Genomic DNA, 24,498 nt, shown 5'->3' with positions numbered 1-24,498 from the left:
TATGGATAATGAAAATAAGAATTTAGAGAATAAAATTGAAGAAAAAGGGAAAAGTAAAAATTCAAAATCTGGCAAGAAAACAGGGGTAATTTTGGGGATAACGGCTTTATTAATTTTAGGAATTATAATTTTTGGAATGATATTTAGCAGGAAAAATATTAATTCTGGAAATAATGTCGTGAATGAAGAAGAGGATGATAAGATTTTCAGGATTGATCCGATAAAGAATCCGCAAGTTACCTATTATAATTTTCGTGGGGAAGTTTATCCTGACTGGGCTAAATTTGGGCTGACTCGGAGCAATGGGGCAAGAGGACATCAAGGGATTGATATTTTTGCATTGCCGGGAACGGATGTTTATGCTGTGCTGGATGGGAAAATTGTGGATATGTATGTGGATAAAACAGGGTATGGATTAAATTTTTACTTGGAAGTTGATCCAAAGGAACTTGAAAAAATAAAAAGAAAAAATTTCAAGCCTAAAGAAAGTGCAAGAGAATGGGCATATAGCCCAAATTATGATTCCAATACAATGCAGATAAAATATATCAGATATTGTCATTTGAGCAAAGTAAATGTAAAAATTGGAGATACAGTAAAGGCTGGGCAAGTGATAGCTAAATCAGGCGTGACAGGAAATGCAAGTGGGACACACGCTCCACATCTTCATTTTGAAATAGCCTTTGAAATGCGTGGAAAAGGGCTTATAAACAGAGTTGATCCAGAAATGTACTTTAAAATAAAAAATGGGGATAAAATGACGAAACAAGAGATAAAAGCTCAAACTGAAGCAGCTAAAACAGAGTGGTTTGAAACAAAGGGCTATGATGCCGGCTTTAGAGATAAGAGCATATTTGTAGAAAAAAAGGAGAATCCAGATGGAAGCAAGATGGGGAAAAATATGAAAAAAGCCAGTAATTTGAAAAGTAAGAAAATTAGAAAAAAATAATTTTTTTAATTAGCAATGATGACACTTAGGAGGAAATTTTTATGGAATTATTTGATAAATTATTTAAGAAAGAAAATGAAAAAGAGAATGATGCTGAAACAGTTTCTGAAGAAATAAATACAGATGGCTGGGATGCTATTACAGAAACTTTTAATAAACTTTATCCAGACCAGAAAAATCCATTGCATTATGCGGCAATGATAAAATGGAGATTTGGTGGAAATGATCCTTTGGATGGTATTAGTATTTATGATGGAGGAAATTATTGGCACTTTGTTACTTATGGATTGTCTGAACTGCATGAAAAAGTAAGTGAAAATGCAGAATATAGCGGTTATGGAATGGAATTTACATTAAAATTAAAAAAAGATAATTATGCTGATGAGGAAGCTGAATTAAAGGGAATTTGTGGAATTTTGCAAACAATTGCAAGAGCGACATTTTCTAGTGGAGAAATATTTAGACCATATGAATATTTATACACAGGGCAGACGGAAGGAATGGATGTAAATAAAAAATCAAATATTACAGGATTTATTACTATTCCTGATGAAAAAGCTGGAATAATTGATACAGTTAACGGAAAAGTGGAATTTATACAATTTATCGGAGTAACTGATAATGAACTGAAAGCAATTCAAAATAAAGAGACAACTGTTAAAGAATTATATGAAAAATTAAACAGCGATGTAACAAACTATAGTAGAAAATCAGTGTTTTAAATAAAAAAGAGAGTATAAAGGACAAATTCCTGAATATTCTCTTTTTTCATTTATTCACAAGTTTTATTTTTTCTCCCAAATTTTTAGATAAATCAAGTTTCTTTATTTTATTTTTATATTTTGCATAATTATGCGTTGGTAACAAGCGTTATTAATTCTTCAATAGTTTTTGCACCAACTGATTTTTGCTCTCCGTTTATGAATACAACCGGTACTGCCTGAATATCTTTTTCTTTTGCTTCTTCAAAAAATACTGCACTATCTACCATTGTTGCTGTGATGTTTTTATTATTTGATGAAATTAGGTTTAAGGCTTGAACTACATCTGGACAATGTGTGCAAGATAACGAAACAAACGTTTCAATATTTACAGGCTTATTAACTGATTCAACTTTTGAAAGCTGTTCCCCTTCCAGTTTTTTTCCAAGTCCCGCAAGTCCTAAAACTGCTAGAATAAAACTGTTGAATTCATGTCCTCCAGGAATGCCTGAAAAATTAATTCCAGTATTTTCTCCATCTTTTAAAATTGTAAAAGATGTTGGACGAGTAATGTTTGCTTTTTCCAAATCAGTCTTATCGTTTTCAAATGTTTTTTTCACATAGTTTACTTTTTCAGAAATAGCGTCTACTTCCTGCAAGAAACTATCCAATTCTTTTGATTTATCACTGTCATTTAAAAATGAAACTAACTCAATATTTCCATTAATTTTGTCAAAATAACCTTTTAACTGTTCTACGATATTGCTATCTAATAAAGCCATTTTCCCTCCTTCTGATTTATATAAAATTTTCAAAATCAAACGGAAAAATTAGATTAATTAGAGGTTTGATAATACAGTCAATTTTTGAGTCTGATTTTGAATAATGCTGTTATTTAAGTTATTTATAAAAGTTTAAAATTATTAGATTTTACCTACTAAATCTAATCCTGGTTTTAAAGTAGCTTCTCCTTCTTTCCATTTTGCTGGACAAACTAATCCTGGGTTGTCAGCTACGAATTTTGCAGCTTTTGCTCTTCTTACTAATTCTGATGCATCTCTTCCGATTCCTTCGTCATTTACTTCATAAGCAACAATTTTTCCATCAGGATTTACAACGAAAGTCCCTCTGTAAGCTAGCCCGCTTTCTTCATTCAATACTTCAAATTCTCTTGAAATAGCTTTTGTTGGATCTCCAATCATTGTGTATTTAACTTTTCCGATTGCTTCTGAGTGATCGTGCCACGCTTTGTGGGTAAAATGAGTATCTGTACTCACTGAATAAACGTTAAATCCTAATTTTTCCAATTCTTCCCTGTGATCTTCCAGATCTTCCAATTCAGTTGGGCACACAAATGTAAAATCAGCTGGATAAAATACGAAAATATTCCATTTCCCTAACATATCCTTTTCAAAGTTCACTTCTCTGAATTCTTCGTTTTGATAAGCCTGAGCTGTAAAGTTTTCAATTTTTTTTCCTATTAAAGACATAATTTCCTCCTAATTTAATAATATTATTATTTTTAATTTGAAATGATTACAAATATTTCTTGATTACATTATATCATAAAAAATTATTTTGTCAAATAAAATTTAATGTTTGTATTTCAAAGAAATTATGATAAAATTTTATTATGTATTTCGGTATTTTTAAACTTAAGATGTGTAGAAAATTAAATGATTTGAAAAATAATAAAAATTTTTAAATTTGATTTCAGAAAAGTTGTGTAAAAGTAAAAGGGAAAGTGAGGATAAATATGTATAAAGTATTAATCGTTGATGATAATAGGCAGATTGTGTCAATACTGGCAGAATATTGCAAAAAGAATAATTTTATTGTAAGTACAGTTTTTAATGGGGAAGATGCTTTGAAGGAAATTAAGGAAAATGAGTTTGATATAGTGCTGCTGGATGTAATGATGCCAAAAAAGGATGGTTTTGATGTATGCAGGGAAGTGCGTACTTTTTCAAATGTTCCGATTATAATGATTACGGCACGGGGAGAGGACTATGAGAAAATAATGGGGCTAGAAATAGGGGCAGATGACTACATTGTGAAGCCGTTTTCACCAGGAGAGATTATAGCTAGAATAAATGCAATTTTACGTAGAATAACACCTAAAAATGATGAAAGTGCAAAAATTTTCACATTTGACAATCTTGAGATCGATTTGAATAACTTTACGGTAAAGATAAATGATGAAATAATTTCGTTGACTAAGAAAGAAATAGAGATTTTATGGACTCTTGCAACAAATCAGAACAAAGTTTTTACAAGAGAAAATTTGCTGGATTTAATTTGGGGATTTGACTATTTTGGAGAAAGTCGTACTGTTGATACACATATAAAAAGGCTTCGTGCAAAACTGGATAATTATGAGCACGAGAAGTGGAATATTAAGACAATTTGGGGAGTTGGCTACAAATTTGATATTTTGGAAAAATAAAAAAAGGGAGTGAATTTTTTAGATGAGCAAAAAAATTAGAAAAATTCTGTTTAATGGAGAGGAGTATCCGCCAGAAACATTTCGGTTGGGAATGATGCTGTGCATGGTTGGAGGATTTATGGACGCATACACATTTATTACCCGTGGAAAAGTCCTTGCTAATGCACAGACTGGGAACATTGTTTATTTAGCGATAAATTTAGGAAAAGGGGAGCTTGGGAAATCCTTCTATTATTTTATGCCAATTTTATTTTTTGCGTTGGGAATATTGTTTACTGAACTTATCAAAACAAGATTTGAAAAGCATAAAATTTTTAGATGGCAGCAAATTGTAATAATTTATCAAATCATAATAATGTTTTTTATTTCTTTTGTTCCAAGCGGAAACTGGAACATCGTTGTAAATATAATTATGTCCTTTATCGCTGCAATTCAATATCAGTGCTTTAGAAAAATTAGAGGGTTAGCAGGAGCGACAACAATGTGTACAGGAAACTTGCGAAGCGGAATGGATAATTTAGTTAAATATATCAAAACTGAGGACAAATCACATTTAGAAAGTTTCTGGATATATTTAGGATTAGACGGCTTTTTCCTTATCGGATCATTACTTTGCGTAATTTTAGTAAATATATTTGGAATAGCTTCTCTGTTAGTTTGCTGTATTTTATTAGTTTTTGTATTTGTGATAATGTTTAAGGAAACTATTTAGGAAATTTATTAAAAGGAAATATATGGATAAAAATAAATTAAAAGAAGAGTGGCTGAAAGAAGAAAAAATGGCACATATACATGGATGGGATTTTTCTCATATTTATGGACGTTATTCAGAAGAGGAAAATTTACCTTGGGATTTTAGAACAGTCATAAATAAGTATCTGAAAAATAATATGAAATTGCTGGATATGGAAACAGGTGGTGGAGAGTTTTTGCTTTCATTAAATCATCCAAAACATAACACATCATCAATTGAAGGTTATCAGCCAAATGTTGAACTGTGTAAAAAAGTATTGCTGCCATTGGGAATAGATTTTAAAGAAGCGGATGGAGATGAAAAACTCCCATTTGAAAATGAATATTTTGACATAATTACCAATCGGCATGGGGCTTATAATGTTACAGAATTAAAAAGAGTCTTGAAAAAAGATGGAATTTTTATTACACAGCAGGTAGGGGCAGAAAATGATAGGGAACTTGTTGAAATATTACTACCTAAATATAAAGATTTACCGTACGCTGAGCATTATCTCAATATTAAACAGCAGGAAATTTCTGAACAAGGATTTGAAATATTAGAAAGTGGGGAAACATTTCAACCAATAAAGTTTTTTGATACAGGAGCTCTTGTATGGTTTGCAAAAATTATTGAATGGGAATTTCCAAATTTTTCAGTCGAAAGCCATCTTGACAATTTGTATAAAGTACAGGAAATAATTGAGTCAAATGGAGCAGTGGAAGGAAGAATTCATAGATTTTATATTGTGGGTAAGAAGATTTGAAACAGTAAAAATCAGAAATACAGGAAATCGGAAAAAATTATTAAAAGATAAAAGGGATTGGAAAGGCGGTAAAAATAATGAATCTTATAGATAAAAATACCAAAGTTTACTATATAAGCACTTTTTTACTATTTTTAGCTTCCACAATGCCACATTCCATTTTGACTGTACTTTTTCTGAAAAAAGGCTTGTTAATGTCGCAGATTGTGCTAATGCAGTCTTTTTTTAACCTTTCAATGATTATTTTTGAGATTCCAAGTGGAGTAATGTCGGATTTATATTCACGAAAAAAAGTCTATATTTTATCATTGCTTACATTGATTATAACTTTTTTCCTAATTATATTTTCTAAAAGCCTGTTTTGGTTATCAGTCGCATATACAATATATGGATTGGCAAATGCACTAGAAACTGGAACAATTGATGTAGTTTTAATAAATAGTTTGAAAAATAATGAAACTGGATTGCAAAAATTTTTAAAATATCAAAAGCAAATTTCGACTTTTTCTTCTATTTTAGGTTCAGGAATAGGATTTTTACTTTATTTTAAGATAGGTGTAAATATTTATTTTATTTCTATTACTTTGATACTTCTCAATATATTGCTAACAGCCTTATTTTTTTCCGATGAGAATAAAAAAGCAAATGAAAATATAAACTTTCAAATTTTTAAAAAGCACATAGCCGAGTGCATTTCTGAATTGAAAGAAAAAAGAGTAATGAAATATTATTTTATATTTTTTGGAATTATACAAATTTTTATTCAAAGCCATTTTCAGTTATGGCAAAAACTTTTTTTAGATAAAGGAATTGGAGAAAAGAATTTTTTTGTAATGTATGTGCTGTTTCAAATAATTGTAATTATTGCATACAATACAAATATTCTGCTTATAAATACGAAGAAATTGTATTTATTGTTAATTTTAATATTTTTAATGGCAATAACTGTAATAATATTAAAAAATAATCTAATATTTACAGGGATATACCTAATATTATGTACAATTTTTTTTATAATTAACTATTATTTTGAATTTCACTTTAATAAAATCTTGTCAAAAGAAAAAATAAGTGCAATAACTTCAATGAAATCATTTTTTTCAAGGATTTTTTCATTCGGAACGTTATTTGTTTCTAGTTTATTATTAAGAAAAATTAGTGTTGTTAATTTATTTGTGATAAATGTTACAGTTGTTATTTTTGTGGTTATGTATTTAATTTTTAGAATTAATAAATCTGTTCGACAACCTTGAATAAAGAATAATATCAGGGCATAAAATAATACTGGTTATGAAAATGATAAATAATGTTGAAAGAAAAAAAAACTTAAAGAAGAAAAGATGTTCAAGGTATTTTTATATAAAAAAAGATAATAACAATATTCAATTCAATGTTTCTGAGGAAGAAATAAAGGAAAAATTTGGAAATGTAAAATTTAATGAAACTCCAGATGAATTTATAAATAAATACGGCATAACAAATTAATATGGCTAAAGCTATAGTAGAACAATATGAAAAAAGAAAAAATGAACTACCTATTGGAACAAGACAAAATATTGTAATTGACGCTAGAGGACAAGGAATTACAGCTGTACAAGAAAAAGAAATAACCCAGAAAATAATTGAAAAATCTAATGGAACAATAAAAAAATCAGATATAACAATATGGAAATAGAAAGGAAGAAGAAATGGAAGAATTATCAACAAAAGAATACAATGAACTATATAAGAAATATTTTAAAGAAATTTTTAATAAACCAATGAAAGACTTTGGATTTAAAAAGAAAGGAACAGGAAAATTTTTTAAATTAAATAAACTAGGATTATTTGAATATATAGGTTTTTTCAGATATTATCATGAATTAAGAGTAGAGTATGCAATAATACCGATATATAGTTATATAATGAAAAATTCTATAGGAAATGGTAGTGAGACAGAATTTGTAGATTTGGACGGAGAAGAAAAGATGGAAAAAGGGATGAAAAGTATTTTAGAAGAAATAAAAAACAAAATAATCCCTTGGTTTAAAAAATATGAAGATTTAGATACTTTTTTTGAAGAAATAGTAGGAAATGATAAATTATATATAGGAGCAGAAATTTATAGATATTTATTTAGAGCTACTACTTTTGCAAAGTTTAAAAAATATTCAAAAATACAGGAAAATATTGATAAAGTAAGAGAAGAATATAATAAATATTCAAAGAGATATGACTTTTATAACGATATATTAAAAGAAGCAGTTACATTAGAAGAAAAATTAAAAGAAGGAGAAGAAAGCGTAGAAAAATATATTGAAGAAATGGAATATAAATCACTATTATATAGAAAAATGGAGAAATTGTTGAAAAAATAGTGATAAAAAATAAAGCTAATTTTTAAAATAATCGTTGTTGTAAAAGACAGCGGTTATTTTTTGTTTTGAAATAGGATCATATTAGCCCTATAACAAAAAAATTTTGCATCAGGTAGGATATTTTTTATACCCAAAAACGATTTAACAAACGCTATGGCTTAATATTGTGTAATATGAACTTTATCTTCATTTTCAATCAATTTCTCAAATTCTCCAGTTGTTTCAGTTCTTTTTATTCTCCATTTAAAAAGGGAGAAAATAAACAAATTCTGAATATTTCTCCCTAATTTACTTTTATTATTAATTTTTAAAAACAAATTTCTTGATTAAAAATCATTTTTTAAAATTTCCCCTTTTCTTAAATCGCTTCTCATTTTTTGAATAATATCATCCATTTCATCCAGTTTTTTCAAAATTTTCTTTTCTTCAGGGCTTGTCGTAATAATTTTATTGATTCCACCATTTTTTATTATAATTCGTTTGTCTGCTATTAGTGCTAATGTTGGGTCGTGTGTTGCCATTAATACGATTTTGTCTGATGAAACAAGCAATTCCAAGGCTTTTTTCCTGTCAATTCCTGCATTTTCAATTTCGTCAATTAGGACAATTGGAGATGAGCTTAAAATGGCTGTGTCGGCAATCATTAAAGCACGGGATTGTCCACCACTTAGGGCTGTGATTGCAGTAGTTAAGTCAAATTGCTCTCCAGCCAGATTGTTTGCAGCAGTAATGATTTTTTCTACAGTTTCATCAATGTCTTCAATCATTCGGCTTTGAGCATGCAATTCTAGAAATTCCTTTACTGATAAATCCATAACGAAATTCATGTTTTGTGATAGTTGTGCGACTAATTTGTTGTTTGAGGAATAACGCCATTTTTTGTCTGGAAGTTCACCGTTTATAAGGATTTGACGCTGTGTTGGCGTGTCTTTCTGGGCAGTCCATTCGATGTCGGCAAGAAGTCTTGATTTTCCAGAGCCTGTAGGCCCTACAATGGAAATAATTTCTGATTTATGAATATCAAGCCGCTCAAATCCCTCTTTATTCCCAGATTTATCTTGCCCACCGACAATTGTAAGCATATCAATCGAATTTTCCTCTTCCATTCCCAAAAAAAGTTTCATCTGCTCAATGTAGTCAACAAGACTTTCTTCAATTTTTTCCACATCCAGTGCAAAGTCCTCGATTTTATCTTCTGCAAAAGTTACGATGAACTCGTGAAATGTCTTATTCTGAAAAGTTTCCACAGGCAAGTTATTTTCTGTAAAAAAGTTTTCTGCAAAGGGATATTTATTGCTAAGTTCCCTAATAGTCAATTTATTTATCAAATCGTTATTTTTCATATTTTTTCCTTTTTTATTATTTTTATCAATTTTTTTATTGCTGTAAATTCATTTTTCGGACATTACCCATCTGGTATTTTTCACCAATTCTCTTTTCTCCTAAGCAGTAAGAGCAAAGTGCCGATGGCATTGGAAATCTAAGTTCCATTCCTTGAACGCTGTCTATTTCCAGTTCTTTTTCGTAAAGAAGTGTACTTAATTCGTACGCTCCTTGTCCAGTAAGCCCGTTAACGTGCATTGTTACAGCTTTTGGATTTACAGAGTTCACACGTGAGGCAAAAACTTCACGTTCAGCTTGTGAAACAATGTCCCCTTTTGTAATAATCACAATATCAGCGGCTTTTAATAATGGTCCAATCTTTTTAGGTGTATTAATTCCTGATAAATTGTCGATTACACAGACTCCCTTGATGTCCTTGATATATGGCGAACATCTGTTGCAAAGTCCTGCCGATTCTGTAATTAATATTGAAAGTCCAAGACTGTTTCCCCATTGCACGACTTCCTCGATATTTGATACGAAGAAATGGTCTGGGCATAAAGCTCCTGAAATCCCTTTTTTTACTGGGATTCCTGCTTTTGCGTATAATTTGTCATCATCTGTGTAAAGGCAGTCGAATTTTACTACTCCAACTGACATTCCTTGTGATTTTAAGGCTTCTACTGTTTTTAGAATAACGCTTGTTTTTCCTGATGATGGTGGGCCTGAAAATATTATTAAATTCATAGTTGATCTCCTTTTTTATTCTTTTAAATTTTATTGTGCAAGGCTTTTTTGTACATCATTATTAAATTCTTCTTCACATTCACGAATAATTTTCCCAATATCATGGCTATAAATAAAATCCCAGCCAATCCATTTAAAATTCTGATGTTCTTCTAAATGGTTATCCACATTTGGATTTGTTGATGGGAATTTTCCATTTGCAGAAAAAATTGTTCCAATCTCATTTGACATGAATAAGTCCATAAATGGCTTGATTTTATCTGCCTTAGATTTTTTTGTAATCATAAATATTGGGCTTAGCAAAGCTCCATCTTTTGGCCATACAGCTTCCAAGTCTCCTGATCCATCAATCATTTGTGAAAAGAAGTATGGAATAATGCTGACAGCAGGGGCTTCAGGTGTTCTAGTTCTGGCTTTTACCATTTGAGCAGGGTGCAAGCTCTTTTTGTATGAACGTGCCAATTTATGTATCCCATCCATTCCGAAATCTTTGTAAAGATTTGCAAGAAGGGCATTAAACAAGTCCAAATCAGCCATTGGCAATGCAACTGAGTCTTCAAATTCGTCATTTAACAAGTCTGCCCAAGTTTCTGGTGCTTTTCTATCTCCTAAAGAAGTCTTGTTTATCAAAAATATTGCTGGCACAACTCCCATTATTGCGTAACGCTTTTTAGGATCCCGCAAGTCAATAGTTTCGTTGCAAAAATCTTTATTCATATTTTCAAGGTGTGTTTCAAAAATACCATTTTCCATATATTGTCCCATCAAATTCTTATCAAAAAAAAGCTCAAATCCAGCCGAAAGCAATATATCCGAAACTTTGTCAGGATTACCTGTCTTAACTTTTTCTACAACCCAGTCAAGCCCTAAATTTGCTGATTTCAAGGTATATGAAATAGTATAATCGTTTTTCTCGTTCTGTTCGTTTACCCAGTCTTTTATACCTTCTAAAAGTGGTATTCTGATAGGACAAGGCAGAACTCCTTCAATTATCAAGTCGCTATTTTCATCAGCTTTACTTTCATCCAGTGAAACATCAACATCTGCATCTTTTTGCAAAAATGTTTCCAGCTTTTCAACAAACAGTTCCTGATTAATTTTTTTTGACATAAGTGCCATTCTTAACTTAATATTTTTCCCCATAACCTCAAGCATCTGCTTATTTTTTAATTGCTCAAATCCATTTGCAATAAAAAAATCCAAAGCTTCAGGATATTTATTTATAATTTCATAAAGTGTATCATCTAAACTAAACATATTAATTTTTCTCCTTTAATTAAGTAAAATCTTAAATATTTAAAAAAGAGTCTTGTTTAGAAAAATATTTTATGACTCTTTTTAATAAGTTTTGTAAAATTGTCCAGTATAATAAATTATAACATAAAAAAAATAGAAAAAGTGTGATGTGTGTTACAAGAATAAATTAAGAGGTGTTGTATATTCAAATCTTTTCAGAGTTCTTTTGATAAAATTAAATAATTTTTAGGTTTGAGTAGAACAATCATAGCTTTTTAGCTTAGTTTTATTATAAAATTAAAAAAATAGGCAATAACAAAGTTTGTACAAAAAAATCCTTGAAATTAAATTGAAAAGATGGTATGATTAAATATAATGAATTATATAAAGTTTGTTTAAATAAAGGCTTTCAGAAATAATAAAAATGTGTTTTTTGAAAAGGAATTAGTTTTATTGATTTTAAAAGTTAAAAAATAAAAACAAACTAGTGTTGCAGTTACAAAAGCATAAATAATTGGAACTAGGAGATGAATTGAGTTTATTTGTTTTAAAAATAATTGGATTAATAACAATGTTTTTGGATCATTATCAAGTTATAATTGGTGGAAGTGAGATATTGAGGGTTATTGGAAGGATTGCCTTTCCGATATTTGCATTTACGCTTGGTGAGGGGTATGTACATACACGGGATTTGAAAAAATACTTGCTTCGGATATTTGGATTTGCAGTGGGTATTCAAGCACTTTTTGTGTTATTTGGATATGGTTATGCTATCAATATATTTTTCACATTATCCCTTGGACTTGTTGCAATTTATATTTTAAATTTGAGAAAAAATTGGATAAAAGAGCCTTTTATGAAGATTATAAAAATCATTTTGATTGCTGCTATATTATATTTGGCTCAAAAATTTCAATTGGATTATGGGGCTTATGGGATTTTATTAATAATGATTTTTAATATTTTTAGAAATGATAAACTTAAAATATTAATGAATTTTCTTATATTAAATGTTTTTAATATAATTTTTCCAAATGTTTTTCAAATTGTTGATGTGCAAATTTTTTCACTAATTTCATTGATTTTTATTTTTATGTATAATGGGAAAAAGGGAAGAAGTATGAAATACTTTTTTTATTTATTTTATCCAGTACATTTTTTTATTTTAGGAATAATAAAGTTTTTTTTAGAAAAGAAATAATAACTTTAATATAAAAATTTAATTATATAAATTTTTGGAGAGGGAAAATGACAAAAAAGGAAAGATTGAAAAAAGTATTTCCGATATTAGAAAAAAAATTTGGGGTTCCAAGAGCTGCCTTGGAGTTTGAAACGCCTTATCAGCTGATGGTTGCAGTGATTTTATCGGCTCAGTGTACCGATGCACGTGTAAACATTGTTACAAAGGAGCTGTTTAAAGTTGTAAAAGAGCCGAAGGACATTAGGAAAATGGATTTGGCAACGCTGGAAAAGTACATAAAATCAACAGGTTTTTATAAAAATAAAGCCAAAAATATAAAATTAAATGCTGAAATGATGCTTGAAAAATATGGCGATGTGATTCCAAAAGAACTTGAAAAGCTGGTAGAGCTGCCAGGTGTAGGGCGAAAAACAGCAAACGTTGTTTTAGGTGAACTTTGGAACATTCGTGAAGGAATTGTTGTAGATACACACGTCAAAAGATTGTCAAATCTTATTGGTTTTGTAAAAAGTGATAACCCTGAAATTATCGAGCGGGAATTAATGAAACTGGTTCCAAAAAAGCATTGGTTTGTATATTCACATTATATGATTTTACATGGGCGGGATAAATGTATTGCCAGAAGGCCTAAATGCGATATATGTGAAATTCGGGATTATTGTAAATATAATCTGGATAATCTGAAAAAAAGCGGAATTAATAATTAATAAAAATAATTATGATAAAATTTTTAGATTATTTGTGAATAATTTAGAAAATAAATTTTTAAAATATAAATATAGATGGAAAGGAAAAGGATGTATAAGAAAGTAAAAAGAGTTTTGGTTTTGGGAGTGTTAGCATTATTCGCAGCTTTAGTTTATGCGGAAGGGGAGCAGGAAACAGGTGCTACAAAAGAAAGTGGTGTCACTGTCAGGGAAGAAAAATCTAAAAGTTCAACTTTGAAGGAACATGGTGGATATGATGAAATTGAGCAGGCAACAAGACGGGGATACGAAAAAAGTTCTAAACACGGTAAAAAAAGAAAACATTCACAGTTTGAGGAAAATGGTGAAAATATCGGGAATGAAGCAGATTTAAAAAATCATAAGGGAAAAGACAATAGTAAAAATAAGACGGCAAAAAATGATAATAAAGCGGTGCCAAAGAAAAAACTTGTGCAGGCAGTAGAGCATGAACATGAAGGGGTTTCCCACTATTATGGCGAAGTTATAAAATTCATTGCAACTACAGATGGAAAAGTTTTGAAGGATAAAATGTCAAGACAGAAACATCCAATTGCTTCACTTACAAAAGTTATGAATATTCTTGTGGCACTTGATCAAGTTGACAGGGGAAATGCAAAACTGGATGACAAAGTATGTTTTACACCAGAAATAGTAAATATGGGCGGTAGTTGGTTAAATGCCAAGGCTGGAGATTGCTACACATTAAAGGACTTGCTGCGTGCAGAGATTATTTACTCGGCAAACAATGCGGCGTACCTAGTGGCATATCATATTTCAAAAGGGAATATGGATAACTTTGTAAAATTAATGAATGACAAGGCAAGAGAACTTGGAATGAATGATACACATTATTACACTCCTGCGGGACTTCCAACTTCGATGACTAATAAGGATATGGACGTTTCAACAGCATACGATATGTATCTGCTTGGAAGAAGAGCTGTAAGAGATGAAAGATTGAGAGCATGGATGAAAGAATCTGAACTTGTGTTGCAAAATTCAGAAGGCGAAGATGTGGTTTATAACAATAGAAACCATTTGCTTGATAAATTCGGGATTTATGGCTTAAAGACAGGATTTCATGCACAAGCTGGATATAATATGATTGTTTCAAGTAAAATTGGGAATCTGGAAATTATTTCCGTTACACTTGGAAATAAAAGTGATGACGCAAGAACTGAGGATCAGAAGCAGGAATTTACAAAACTGGAAGAACGAATGATACCAGTTTACAAGGAAGGACAGGAACTTGGAAACACATTTAAAGTCAGAAATGCAGAAAAAAAAGAAATAAAAGGTGTTTTATCAAGCAATGTATATCAATTGGATAATACAAATTATAAATTTAAGATAAAAGATTTACAAGTTACCGCTGAAAAAGAAGGGATTGCCAAAGGCGATGTGATTGGTAAGCTGGAAGTGCTGTCAAACGATGACAAAGTCGTAGGAACAGTTGATATTGTGGCCCAGAATGATTACAAGCAGTTATCATTGTTTGGAAAAGTTTTAAGATTTATAACTTTCGGACTGGCATAGAGATTTAGAAGAAATAAAAAATTGAGTTGTTTAGAAAAATTAAATGGCTCTTTTTTTATTTATCTGACATAAATATAATGTAATTTAAACAAAAATATGGTAAAATACATTCGAACTTATTTAAAATTAAACAAACCTGATATTTGAACAGCATAGCTTTAAGTTTAGTTTTATAAAATTGTTGAAAAAAAGGAGAAATATATTTATGAAAATATTGGGAGTGATACCGGCAAGATATGCGTCCAGCAGGTTTGAAGGGAAGCCTCTTAAGGATATTTGTGGATACACAATGATTGAGTGGGTTTACAAAAGGGCAAGAAATGCTGATATTGACGAAATTGTCGTGGCTACTGATGACAAGAGAATTTTTGAAGTGGTAAAAAAATTTGGCGGGAATGTGGTTATGACGGCTGAAAATCATAAAAATGGAACTTCCAGAATAATTGAAGTTATAAATAAAGACGAGTACAAAAACTATGATTTTATTATAAATATTCAAGGGGATGAGCCGTTAATTGACATTGAGTCAATCAATATTCTGGCAAATAATTACAGAAATGAGAAATCTGAAATTGTTACATTGAAGCAGGAAATGAAATCTCAAAAGGAAATTGAGAATCCAAATCATGTAAAAGTTATCACAGACTTTAATGACAATGCCATCTATTTTAGCCGTTCGGTAATTCCATACGAGCGTGATAAAAATAACAGTGAAAATTTTAAATATTTTAAACATGTTGGAATTTATGGCTACACAGCGAAATTTTTAAATGAACTGAAAAACTTGAGAGAGGGTGTTCTGGAAAAGATGGAGTCGCTTGAGCAGCTTAGATTTATTGAAAATGGCTATAAAATAAAAGTTCTGGAAACTAATTCAAATGTGATAGGGGTGGATACACAAGAGGATTTAAGCGAAGTTGTTAAATTTATAACAGAAAATGGAATAACATTGGATAAATAAAAAATATTGTAAAAAAGGAGGAAATTATGGAAAATGGAGTAATGATACAGTATTTTGAGTGGAACTTGCCAAATGACGGGAAACATTGGCAAAGATTAAAGGATGATGCCAGACATCTGAGTGAAATTGGTGTCAGTGGAGTGTGGATTCCACCTGCATATAAAGGGACTTCACAATTTGATGTGGGATATGGAGCATACGATTTGTGGGACTTGGGAGAATTTGATCAGAAGGGCACTATCAGAACGAAATATGGGACAAAGCAGGAACTGGTTGAAGCAATAGAAGAACTTCATAAATACAATATAAATGTATATCTGGACGCAGTGTTGAACCATAAGGGTGGAGCTGATGAAACGGAAAATTTTTTAGCAATTGAAGTTGATCCGGAAGATAGAACAGTGGAAATATCAGAGCCTTTTGAAATAGAAGGCTGGACAAAATTCACTTTTCCAGGAAGAAATGATAAATATTCTACATTCAAGTGGAATCACAATCTTTTTGATGGTGTGGATTTTGATAACAGAACAGGAAAAACAGCGATTTATAAAATTGTTGGAGAAAATAAGGACTGGGATGAGGGAGTTGATTCGGAGCTTGGAAATTATGACTATCTGATGAATGCTGATATTGATTTTTCACATCCTGAAGTAAGGGAGGAAGTAATCAGATGGGGAAAATGGGTTGTAAATGAACTGAAAATTGATGGATTCAGGATGGATGCGGTAAAACATATAAAAGATGAATTTATAGCGGAATTTTTGACACAAGTAAGAGCAACTTATGGAGAAAAATTTTATTCCGTCGGTGAATACTGGCGAAATGACTTGGAAAAATTGAAGGAATATCTGGATAATGTTGGTTATAAGACTGATTTGTTCGATGTCGGACTTCATTTTAACATGTACGATGCTTCCAAAAAGAAACAAGATTACGATTTAAGAGAAATTTTTGAGCATACAATAGTTGCAACAAATCCGATGGCGGCCGTAACATTTGTGGACAATCACGATTCTCAAAAGGGAAGTGCTTTGGAATCACAAGTGGAAGACTGGTTTATTCCACATTCATATGCTATAATATTATTATCAAAAGACGGCTATCCATGTCTGTTTTATGGGGATTATTATGGAATAGGCGGGGAAAAAAGCCCGCATCAGTGGATAATTGACAAACTTCTGGAAGTACGGAGAATGTATGCTTATGGAGAACAAATAAATTATCTGGATAATCCAAACATAATTGCAATTCAAAGAACGGGACGAGATGAGTGGACTGGCTGTGTAGCTGTACTTTCAAATTCTGATGAGGAAGGTGAGATTCAAGTGGAAGTTGGAAAGGAACGGGCTGGACAGGTTTGGCAGGAAGTTACAGGCAGCGGATACGCAGATGTTATAGTAGATGTGGAAGGAAATGCCCATTTTAAAGTTGAAAGTGAAAAGATTTCTGTGTGGATACGTAAAAGTTAAGATTAAAATACCAAAATTATTTATTATTATAAAGGAATAAATAAATTAAAAAAGTTAAAATATAGTAAATTTTTTAGGTTAATTTAAAAACCGGATTGAGAGGTAGGAAAAATGAGAAAAATTAAACTTATAGGAGTAATAATTGCATTAATGATGAGCCTAAGTTCCTGTACAGCGATAGCGTTGGGAGCAGGAGCAGTTGCAGGAGGATATACTTGTCTAAATACAAATCTGTGTAACAAATTGAAAAAATAATTGATTAGAATTGTGAGGGCATGAAATTTTATGCCCTTACTTAAAAAAATAAAACACATAAAAATGTTTAACAGGAGAATGGAAAGAATATGAGAAATAGTAATACAAGAGAGGAAATTTTGGAAAATATACAGAGAATAGTTGTAAAGGTGGGAACTTCTACGCTTACTACTGAGAATGGACATCTGAATATTGAAAAAATAAAGAAAATTGTGCTGGAGCTGAGCAATTTGCAGGATAAGGGGTATGATGTGATCCTTGTGAGTTCTGGTGCAGTTGGTGCTGGAATGGGACTGCTTAATATAAGTGAGAAGCCCAAGACTTTAGCGGAAAAGCAAATGTTGTCAGCAGTTGGACAGGTCTCGCTTATGCAGATTTATCAAACGCTTTTTAAGGAGCATAACAAGATAATCGGACAGCTTTTATTGACAAAAGAGGAATTTTCAAATAGAAAAAGATATTTGAACATGAGAAATGTCTGTAATGCCTTTTTGAAAAGAAAAATTATTCCGATTATAAATGAAAATGATGCAATCGTGTCTAATGCACTGAAAATAAAGGTTGGGGACAATGATACGATGTCGGCACTTGTTTCGGGATTGATTGACGCTGATTTATTAATTATTTTATCGGATATTGATGGGCTTTACAATAAAAATCCCCGAAAATATGAGGATGCAAACCTGATTCATATGGTTGGGGATATTAATGAGGATATAAAGCGGATGGCAGGTGCGGAAGGCTCAAAATTCGGTACTGGTGGAATGATAACAAAAATCATTGCTGCGGAAATGGTAACAAAAATTGGAACAAGTCTTGTAATTGCCAGCGGAGATGATCCGAAAAATATAACTAGAATTGTAGAAAAGGAAAATATAGGAACACTTTTTGTGAAAAAAAATAAAAAGATTAGCCTAAGAAAATACTGGCTTGCTTACGGGACTAATAAAGAAGGTGTATTGACAATTGATAATGGTGCAAAAGCAGCATTGAAAAACGGGAACAGCCTATTATCAGTTGGAATAAAATCCATTGAAGGAAATTTTGACAAAGGGGCAGTTATCGAAATAGAAGATTTGGAAGGAAAAGTTGTTGCAACAGGAATTTCAAATTATTCATCAGAGGAAATAAGCCTTATAAAAGGCGTAAAAAGTGAAAATATAGAGGAAGTATTGGGGTACAAATATGATGATGCTGTGATTCATATTGACAATGTTGTTATTAGGAAATAATAAAAATATGATTTTTGTTGGCACTAGAAGTAAATTTTATATTAAGTTTATTTTTATCAGTTGCTATAAACTTTATATTGTTCATTGAAACTTAAAGTAAAAATTTACATATCTGAAACATAATTTAATTTAGATTGTTTGATTTAACTTTAAAGCTAAGTATACAATTAGAAATTTTTAAATAATGAAAAGAAAGAGAGATGATTTATGAATTACGAAAAACCTAAAAAAACAGTGGGAATGAAACTTTATCTTAAAATAATTACATTGGCAAATTTTTTGCTGTTTAACTTTTTTTTGATAATGTTTACAATATTTTTTATGAAAAATTTTGGAAGAGCAGCTGAAAGAGGAACGCTGGGAAATGCTATAATGGCTATAGTATTAGTGGATTTATTGTTAATAATATTTGCTTATGTTTTGCCATATTTTATAATAAAAAAATATGTAAAAATATTCTTTTATGAAGACGGTTTTTCTATTGGGAAAAACGAAAAAATTCTTTATGAAAATTTGGAATATTTTTTTATTCCAAATGTAATGAGGCCAAATACATTTTTAGGAATATGGTATAAAGACAACAACGGTACTTGGAAAAATATAGCTGCAGCAGGTTATCCCACTAACGCATTTGATTTGTTTCAGCAGGATTTTGTAAAAATTAATTATCCAAAAGCTATGAAAAAAATCGAAAATGGAGAAGCTGTGGAATTTTTGTTTAACAATACTAGAAAACCAATAATGGCATTGGCTCCTAAAAAATATATAGCTAAAAAATTAGAACAGGCACTGATAATAAAGGTTACAAGAGAAGCATTGACTTTAGATAATGAAGTTTATAGCTGGAACGAATATAATATAAGTACATCATATGGAGCAATAAATATAAAAGATAGAGATGGAAATAAAATATTGCATTTGTCAACCAAAGCATTAATTCATAATACAAATTTACTAGAAACAATAATTAATACTTTTGGAGCAAATAAATAAAAAAACAGGAGAAATAAATGAATAATATAAAGTTTCTAACAAGTGGTAAAAATGAAAATAAGTTATACACATTTCTAGGAGGGTTTGCAGGTTTAATAATTGCAACATTATTCGGTTTTTGGGTAGCTCAAATTAATGACAGTACGGCTGTAGTGCCAATAGTAGCATTAGGTGCATCAAGTGCCGGAGTTGTACTGGGAAATTTTTTCGGGAAAAGACAAAGGGAAAAGTCGAAGGAAACTGATAGCTGGAATGAAGTGGAAGAAGTTGGAAAAGTTAAAAAAAGTAGATTTAACAATCCGTATGATGAATTTGAAATGACACCTTTTGGCATGATTATTACAGTTGTTTTCTCATATCTGTCAATATATTTGTCAGAAGTGTTAAATTTGGCAGTGATTTTCAAAAAGCAGTATCCAGATACAAAATTTTTTGATATTTTAATAGAAGTTATAACGAATATATTTAATGTTGACTGGGCTAGGCAATATTTGGTAGGATATTGGATTTTTTTGACTATTTTTATAGCTGTATTTGCAATTGGTGGATTATTCTGGAAGAGAAAGCTGAAAAAAATGAAGGATGAGAATAGGAAAGCTGGGGATCTTTTTTAGAAATTAAACAAATTAGGAAATGAGGGAAAACATGAATTATATAGAAGAACTTGGGAAAAAGGCGAAAGTTGCTTCAAGAGAACTTTTGAAAATTGGAACAAAAATTAAAAATGATGTATTATTTGCAATAGCAGATGAATTGATAAATAAAAAGGAAGAAATAAAGGCTGCAAACAGAATAGATATGGAAAATGGTAAGAAAAATGGAATGGCATTTTCCTTATTAGATAGAATGGAGCTTACGGACGGCAGAATCGAAGGAATGGCTCAAAGTCTACGTGAAATGGCTATGTTTCCAGATCCAATTGGAGAAGTTATTACAGGATGGAATCATAAAAATGGAATGAATATTGTAAAAAAAAGAGTTCCGCTCGGAGTAATCGGAATGATTTATGAATCACGCCCAAACGTTACAGTTGATGCGGCAGGACTTGCAATAAAATCTTCAAATGCGATAATTTTACGTGGTTCAGAAGATGCCCTGAATTCAAATATTTATTTGAATAACCTATTAAATAGAGTTGCAGATAATCACGGATTGCCAAAAAATACAGTTCAGCTTGTGGAAAAGCCAGAAAGGGAACTTGTAAGGGATTTAATCCGTGCAGACAAATATATTGACGTAATTATTCCAAGAGGAGGAAAAGGGCTAAAAAGATTTATCGTAGAAAACGCAACAATCCCAATGATAGAAACAGGTGCAGGAATCTGTCACATCTTTGTGGACGAAACAGCCAACATAAAACAGGCATTACCAATCATAGAAAATGCCAAAGTCCAACGTCCAAGTGTATGTAATGCCATCGAAACAACACTTATCCACGAAAACATCGCAAAAACAATCCTGCCTGAATTAACAGAAATGCTTTTAAAAGACGGCGTAGAGTTAAGATATACCAAAGAAGCATTGGAAATTGTTGGAAATAGAGCGGATGTGAAATTGGCGGCAGAAGAAGATTTTGGAGCTGAATATCTGGATTTAATAATGTCCTTAAAGCTAGTTAAAAATGTAGATGAAGCAATTGAATATATAAACAATCACGGAACACATCATTCTGATTCAATCCTGACAAAATCCATCGAAAATGCTGAAAAATTCCTAAACGAAGTAGATTCAGCCAACGTTTATTTAAATGCCTCAACAAGATTTTCTGACGGAGGAGAATTCGGTTTTGGTGGAGAAATTGGAATTTCCACACAAAAACTGCATGCTCGTGGGCCTATGGGAATAAGAGAGCTGACTACGACGAAATATGTGATTAGAGGAGAAGGACAGATAAGGGAATAGCAAGAAAAATAATATAAATTTATGAAAAAGTCTGATAGAAAGAAATCTATTGGGCTTTTTTGTTTTAAATAGATACTTTTTTGTGAAAAATATTAAACATAATTCAAAAAAAAAAGACAAAATAAGGTTAATCTAAAGGTTTAATTATAGTATTCTTTGTTATACTGAATAAGTTATTTAGAATTATAAATATTAACAGATTGGAGGAAACTACATGAAAATAGTGAAAAAAAATACTGAAGAAAAACGAAGACATGAAATAGAAAATGAAATAAGAGAGCAAGTAAAAAAATTTTTTATAGCGATGATAATAATTATTATAGGTTTTGGTATTTATGTTTTGATAGATAAATCGGAACAGCCAACAGAAAGAATGGACATGAGAGAATGCATAAAAAAATTAAGAAGTGAAGGAGTTCCAGATGAAGTAATAAGTAGCAGTCAAGTGTGCATTCCAGAAAATTAAAATAGTTTGATATATATAAATTAGGAGGATGATAAATTATGGGATTTATAATTGCGATTATTGTTATTCTTTTTTTTCCAGGACTATTTTTTTTGATAGTTTCATTTGGAATTTCAGGAATACTTGTTTTAATACCAGTAATATGTCTATTAATGCTTTACTATCATTATTTTGCAGGTACAATACAAGATACAAGAAAATTGTATTATGTATATTGTGTAGCTGTTAATAATTGGAAAATATCTAAATTAGTTAGTAATAAAAAAATAAAATTACATCTTGGAAATGAAAAAATAATGTTTGAAAATTCTGAATGTAGTTATGTAATGGATAAATTAACTTATGTTAATAAAAAAGAAACAAGTAATGGAAATAGGTTGTTACAATTATATTTTCAAGATAAAGAAAGTTATAAAGTAGTAAAAGTAACTCTTGAAGTTTATGGAAATTCACTTAGTACAAAAATTTATAATAGATTAAAAACAATACAAAAAGATACTTCTTATGAAAAAATAGAAATATTAGAATTGATAAACCAATGTAAAAAAAGTAGTTTTCTATGTGTTGATAAATGTATAGAGACCTCTGGTATAATAAAAGATGTTAATGTTAATGGTGACGTTAGTTTAATAGCAAATGAATTTGAAAATTTTCAAGTAGTTTTTTTGTCAAAACAAAAAGAAAATACAAATTTATTAGTAGGAGAAGAATTAACAATAAAAGGAATAATAGATCAGATAGGTAAAAATAGTGTTCTTATTAGAGAAAATATTTTTATATAACATATAAAGTCGAAATTTTTAAGATTTAGGAGGAATTTATGAAAAAATATGATTTGAATTTAAAATTAGTACATTCAAACGAATTAAAATATATCAAAATTACATTTGAATCAGAAGGCAATAATGAGTGGAGAGTTGAAACTCAAAATATTAAAGGAAAGTTTGAAAAAAAATTTAATTTGGGAGATATCTTCGATTTAAAAGATTACAAGGCTAAAGAAAATTTTTTAAATGAACTTTTTGAGTATATCCATTCAGATAATTATCCTGATTTTGATTATGAATATTTATACAATACTAAAAAATTATTGATAAAGTTTTTTGAGAGAATGTATCAGATTGAAAATAAAGAGTGTGAAAATTCGGACAGCTTAATAAAAGAATATAACGAAAATGAATTTAAAGAGTTAATGAAATCAATTCAAGAATATCAGTATGAATCCGTAGAAAAACTAAATGAGTTAGATAAAAAGTTTATACAAAATTTTTAAAATTTAAAAGATGATAAAGAACAGTAAAATTGTTTAATATCATCTTTTTTTTGTAAAAAAATTTCATATTCATTAAAAAAATAAATATATAGATGTTATAATTTTATCAATCCTTGAGAAAGGAGATGTCATAGTTATGCGTACGCTAGTAATAAAAATTTCATACTAAACCCCGTTTAAATAACGAAATTATTACAAATTTTTCTAATAAAAGGTATAAATCTAATATTTTTAAATAATTAAAATATAATTTTCATCTTTCAATCAGACTCTAGTATAAATAACCTGTCGGAGCATTTTTTTGTACTGGCAAAACTGTTTGAGCATAGCGAGTTTTTTGTCAGTGCAGAAAAATGTCGTAGACTAGCCATAGGTTATTGCGTAGCAATCTTGCCATAATTTTAATTATTAGGATAAATCTTTATTGCAAGGTAAGGTTTTGCGGCAATGAGCAATCCTACGAGAATAAAAAGAAAAAACATAATAAAAAAATATTTATTAATCAAGATATCTAAAAAATAATTTAATGATTATGAATTAGCTATTAAACAACTCTATTATAAAAATTTATTCCTATTTTTAAATGGGATTTAGTATTAGTTATAATTTTATTACAGATAGTAATAATTTTAATTCAAGAATTTTGGAAATAACTAAAAAAGAGAGCTTACTTTGGAGGTTAGCTCTCTTTTGATTTGTACATTACAATGAGAATTTCTATTCTTTTACGTTAACATTATAACATTTTATAATAAAAAAATCAACTCAATTTAAAATAAATTTTTTAATTTTTTGCAAATAAATAATTAATAAAAAGATTAAGAAATTTCTGTAACATCCTTCACTTTATAATGTCCAGCACCATTAATTATATCCGCTATCAGCAAATCGTCAACTTCTTCGTTTAAAGTAACTTTTGCATTTTTATTAGAAAGGTTTACTTCCACATTTTCCACTTCTGGCAGTCCATATAAAGCGTCTTCCACTTTTTTAGCACAATTTTCACAGTGCAGTCCTTCTATTTCAACAAGTTTTTTAATCATTTCAAAACCTCCATAAAATTTTATTTTTATTTATACACAAAATTTTAAATTAATAGTTTTGTGTTAAGTTTATTATATAAAAAAATTTATAAGAATGCAAGAAGTTTTGTATATGCAATAATTTTAAAATAAAGTTGTTTTTGAAAAAATATTTGCAAGATAAAAAATGGATATGTAACTG

Annotated in this window: 28 protein-coding genes; 22 read left to right on the top strand and 6 right to left on the bottom strand. The window is 29.9% G+C overall.

Translation table 11 applies throughout. The features are described from left to right. Nucleotide 1: 1 nt before the first annotated feature. Nucleotides 2–949 carry a M23 family metallopeptidase gene (locus tag K324_RS0102595; RefSeq protein WP_026747775.1) on the top strand — a complete coding sequence of 316 codons (948 nt, stop codon included), beginning with the start codon at nucleotides 2–4 and terminating at the stop codon, nucleotides 947–949. A 41-nt stretch (nucleotides 950–990) separates the two neighbouring features. Further along, entirely contained in the window at nucleotides 991–1,671 is a 681-nt protein-coding gene (locus K324_RS0102590; RefSeq protein ID WP_026747774.1) for a suppressor of fused domain protein, read from the top strand. Nucleotides 1,672–1,799: 128 nt separating this feature from the next. Here K324_RS0102590 and K324_RS0102585 read toward each other — a convergent pair whose 3' ends face one another. Continuing rightward, the gene (locus K324_RS0102585; RefSeq protein WP_026747773.1) at nucleotides 1,800–2,432 is read right to left on the bottom strand and encodes a thioredoxin family protein; all 633 of its coding nucleotides are present in this window, start codon (nucleotides 2,430–2,432) and stop codon (nucleotides 1,800–1,802) included. Between the two features lie 141 nt (nucleotides 2,433–2,573). After that, the gene (ahpC, locus tag K324_RS0102580; protein ID WP_026747772.1) at nucleotides 2,574–3,140 is read right to left on the bottom strand and encodes an alkyl hydroperoxide reductase subunit C; all 567 of its coding nucleotides are present in this window, start codon (nucleotides 3,138–3,140) and stop codon (nucleotides 2,574–2,576) included. A gap of 266 nt (nucleotides 3,141–3,406) precedes the next feature. Between ahpC and K324_RS0102575 the strand changes: the two genes are divergently transcribed. The 7 genes from K324_RS0102575 to K324_RS0102545 all read left to right on the top strand — a co-directional run bounded on the left by K324_RS0102575 (nucleotide 3,407) and on the right by K324_RS0102545 (nucleotide 7,952). Beyond that, nucleotides 3,407–4,096, top strand: coding sequence for a response regulator transcription factor (locus K324_RS0102575; protein WP_026747771.1), 690 nt, complete (start codon nucleotides 3,407–3,409; stop codon nucleotides 4,094–4,096). A 22-nt stretch (nucleotides 4,097–4,118) separates the two neighbouring features. Next, a complete protein-coding gene (locus tag K324_RS0102570) occupies nucleotides 4,119–4,808 on the top strand; it encodes a YoaK family protein (protein ID WP_026747770.1) in 690 nt (229 codons plus the stop codon). A 22-nt stretch (nucleotides 4,809–4,830) separates the two neighbouring features. Then, nucleotides 4,831–5,595, top strand: a complete 765-nt coding sequence (locus tag K324_RS0102565) for a class I SAM-dependent methyltransferase (protein ID WP_026747769.1) — start codon at nucleotides 4,831–4,833, stop codon at nucleotides 5,593–5,595. A 77-nt stretch (nucleotides 5,596–5,672) separates the two neighbouring features. Beyond that, nucleotides 5,673–6,848, top strand: coding sequence for an MFS transporter (locus K324_RS0102555; protein WP_051354375.1), 1,176 nt, complete (start codon nucleotides 5,673–5,675; stop codon nucleotides 6,846–6,848). Nucleotides 6,849–6,891: 43 nt separating this feature from the next. Then, a complete protein-coding gene (locus K324_RS14170) occupies nucleotides 6,892–7,080 on the top strand; it encodes a hypothetical protein (protein WP_036095016.1) in 189 nt (62 codons plus the stop codon). A 1-nt stretch (nucleotide 7,081) separates the two neighbouring features. Then, nucleotides 7,082–7,270 (top strand): hypothetical protein, encoded by a 189-nt coding sequence (locus K324_RS14165; protein ID WP_036095012.1) that lies wholly within the window; start codon nucleotides 7,082–7,084, stop codon nucleotides 7,268–7,270. Between the two features lie 13 nt (nucleotides 7,271–7,283). Further along, the gene (locus K324_RS0102545; protein WP_026747767.1) at nucleotides 7,284–7,952 is read left to right on the top strand and encodes a hypothetical protein; all 669 of its coding nucleotides are present in this window, start codon (nucleotides 7,284–7,286) and stop codon (nucleotides 7,950–7,952) included. Between the two features lie 326 nt (nucleotides 7,953–8,278). On the opposite strand, the gene K324_RS0102535 is transcribed toward K324_RS0102545, so the two are convergent. From K324_RS0102535 to K324_RS0102525, 3 genes are read right to left on the bottom strand one after another with little or no spacing between them, the layout of a single operon-like run. Continuing rightward, nucleotides 8,279–9,295 carry an ATP-binding cassette domain-containing protein gene (locus tag K324_RS0102535; RefSeq protein WP_026747766.1) on the bottom strand — a complete coding sequence of 339 codons (1,017 nt, stop codon included), beginning with the start codon at nucleotides 9,293–9,295 and terminating at the stop codon, nucleotides 8,279–8,281. Nucleotides 9,296–9,329: 34 nt separating this feature from the next. Beyond that, a complete protein-coding gene (locus K324_RS0102530) occupies nucleotides 9,330–10,022 on the bottom strand; it encodes a GTP-binding protein (protein ID WP_006805894.1) in 693 nt (230 codons plus the stop codon). A gap of 30 nt (nucleotides 10,023–10,052) precedes the next feature. Continuing rightward, entirely contained in the window at nucleotides 10,053–11,279 is a 1,227-nt protein-coding gene (locus tag K324_RS0102525) for an ABC transporter substrate-binding protein (protein ID WP_026747765.1), read from the bottom strand. A 511-nt stretch (nucleotides 11,280–11,790) separates the two neighbouring features. On the opposite strand from K324_RS0102525, the gene K324_RS0102520 reads away from it, so the two are divergent. The 13 genes from K324_RS0102520 to K324_RS0102460 all read left to right on the top strand — a co-directional run bounded on the left by K324_RS0102520 (nucleotide 11,791) and on the right by K324_RS0102460 (nucleotide 23,274). Next, complete coding sequence (locus K324_RS0102520; RefSeq protein WP_026747764.1) at nucleotides 11,791–12,459, top strand: TraX family protein; 669 nt, start codon at nucleotides 11,791–11,793, stop codon at nucleotides 12,457–12,459. Nucleotides 12,460–12,506: 47 nt separating this feature from the next. Next, nucleotides 12,507–13,166: an endonuclease III gene (nth, locus tag K324_RS0102515; RefSeq protein WP_026747763.1), complete on the top strand. Its 660-nt coding sequence runs from the start codon at nucleotides 12,507–12,509 to the stop codon at nucleotides 13,164–13,166. Nucleotides 13,167–13,256: 90 nt separating this feature from the next. After that, the gene (locus K324_RS0102510; RefSeq protein WP_026747762.1) at nucleotides 13,257–14,723 is read left to right on the top strand and encodes a D-alanyl-D-alanine carboxypeptidase family protein; all 1,467 of its coding nucleotides are present in this window, start codon (nucleotides 13,257–13,259) and stop codon (nucleotides 14,721–14,723) included. Between the two features lie 205 nt (nucleotides 14,724–14,928). Further along, nucleotides 14,929–15,684 (top strand): 3-deoxy-manno-octulosonate cytidylyltransferase, encoded by a 756-nt coding sequence (gene kdsB / locus K324_RS0102505; protein ID WP_026747761.1) that lies wholly within the window; start codon nucleotides 14,929–14,931, stop codon nucleotides 15,682–15,684. Between the two features lie 26 nt (nucleotides 15,685–15,710). Then, nucleotides 15,711–17,153: an alpha-amylase gene (locus tag K324_RS0102500; RefSeq protein WP_026747760.1), complete on the top strand. Its 1,443-nt coding sequence runs from the start codon at nucleotides 15,711–15,713 to the stop codon at nucleotides 17,151–17,153. Nucleotides 17,154–17,264: 111 nt separating this feature from the next. After that, a complete protein-coding gene (locus K324_RS15945) occupies nucleotides 17,265–17,408 on the top strand; it encodes a hypothetical protein (RefSeq protein WP_169720559.1) in 144 nt (47 codons plus the stop codon). An 89-nt stretch (nucleotides 17,409–17,497) separates the two neighbouring features. After that, nucleotides 17,498–18,640 carry a glutamate 5-kinase gene (gene proB, locus K324_RS0102490; protein WP_026747759.1) on the top strand — a complete coding sequence of 381 codons (1,143 nt, stop codon included), beginning with the start codon at nucleotides 17,498–17,500 and terminating at the stop codon, nucleotides 18,638–18,640. 207 nt (nucleotides 18,641–18,847) lie between these two features. Next, the gene (locus tag K324_RS0102485; RefSeq protein ID WP_026747758.1) at nucleotides 18,848–19,633 is read left to right on the top strand and encodes a hypothetical protein; all 786 of its coding nucleotides are present in this window, start codon (nucleotides 18,848–18,850) and stop codon (nucleotides 19,631–19,633) included. Nucleotides 19,634–19,650: 17 nt separating this feature from the next. Then, entirely contained in the window at nucleotides 19,651–20,247 is a 597-nt protein-coding gene (locus K324_RS0102480) for a hypothetical protein (RefSeq protein WP_026747757.1), read from the top strand. 31 nt (nucleotides 20,248–20,278) lie between these two features. After that, the gene (locus tag K324_RS0102475) at nucleotides 20,279–21,535 is read left to right on the top strand and encodes a glutamate-5-semialdehyde dehydrogenase (RefSeq protein ID WP_026747756.1); all 1,257 of its coding nucleotides are present in this window, start codon (nucleotides 20,279–20,281) and stop codon (nucleotides 21,533–21,535) included. Nucleotides 21,536–21,749: 214 nt separating this feature from the next. Then, nucleotides 21,750–22,001, top strand: coding sequence for a hypothetical protein (locus tag K324_RS0102470; protein WP_026747755.1), 252 nt, complete (start codon nucleotides 21,750–21,752; stop codon nucleotides 21,999–22,001). A gap of 38 nt (nucleotides 22,002–22,039) precedes the next feature. Next, entirely contained in the window at nucleotides 22,040–22,783 is a 744-nt protein-coding gene (locus tag K324_RS0102465; RefSeq protein ID WP_026747754.1) for a hypothetical protein, read from the top strand. A gap of 38 nt (nucleotides 22,784–22,821) precedes the next feature. Next, on the top strand, nucleotides 22,822–23,274 hold the full coding sequence (locus K324_RS0102460; RefSeq protein ID WP_026747753.1) for a hypothetical protein: 453 nt from the start codon (nucleotides 22,822–22,824) through the stop codon (nucleotides 23,272–23,274). 818 nt (nucleotides 23,275–24,092) lie between these two features. Here the strand turns inward: K324_RS0102460 and K324_RS0102455 are convergent. Beyond that, nucleotides 24,093–24,317 carry a heavy-metal-associated domain-containing protein gene (locus K324_RS0102455; RefSeq protein WP_026747752.1) on the bottom strand — a complete coding sequence of 75 codons (225 nt, stop codon included), beginning with the start codon at nucleotides 24,315–24,317 and terminating at the stop codon, nucleotides 24,093–24,095. Nucleotides 24,318–24,498 lie beyond the last annotated feature (181 nt).

The organism is Leptotrichia trevisanii DSM 22070, assembly GCF_000482505.1.
GTDB lineage: Bacteria > Fusobacteriota > Fusobacteriia > Fusobacteriales > Leptotrichiaceae > Leptotrichia > Leptotrichia trevisanii.
The sequence above is the reverse complement of the archived record's forward strand: the minus strand, read 5'-3'. Positions and strand labels throughout refer to the sequence as shown.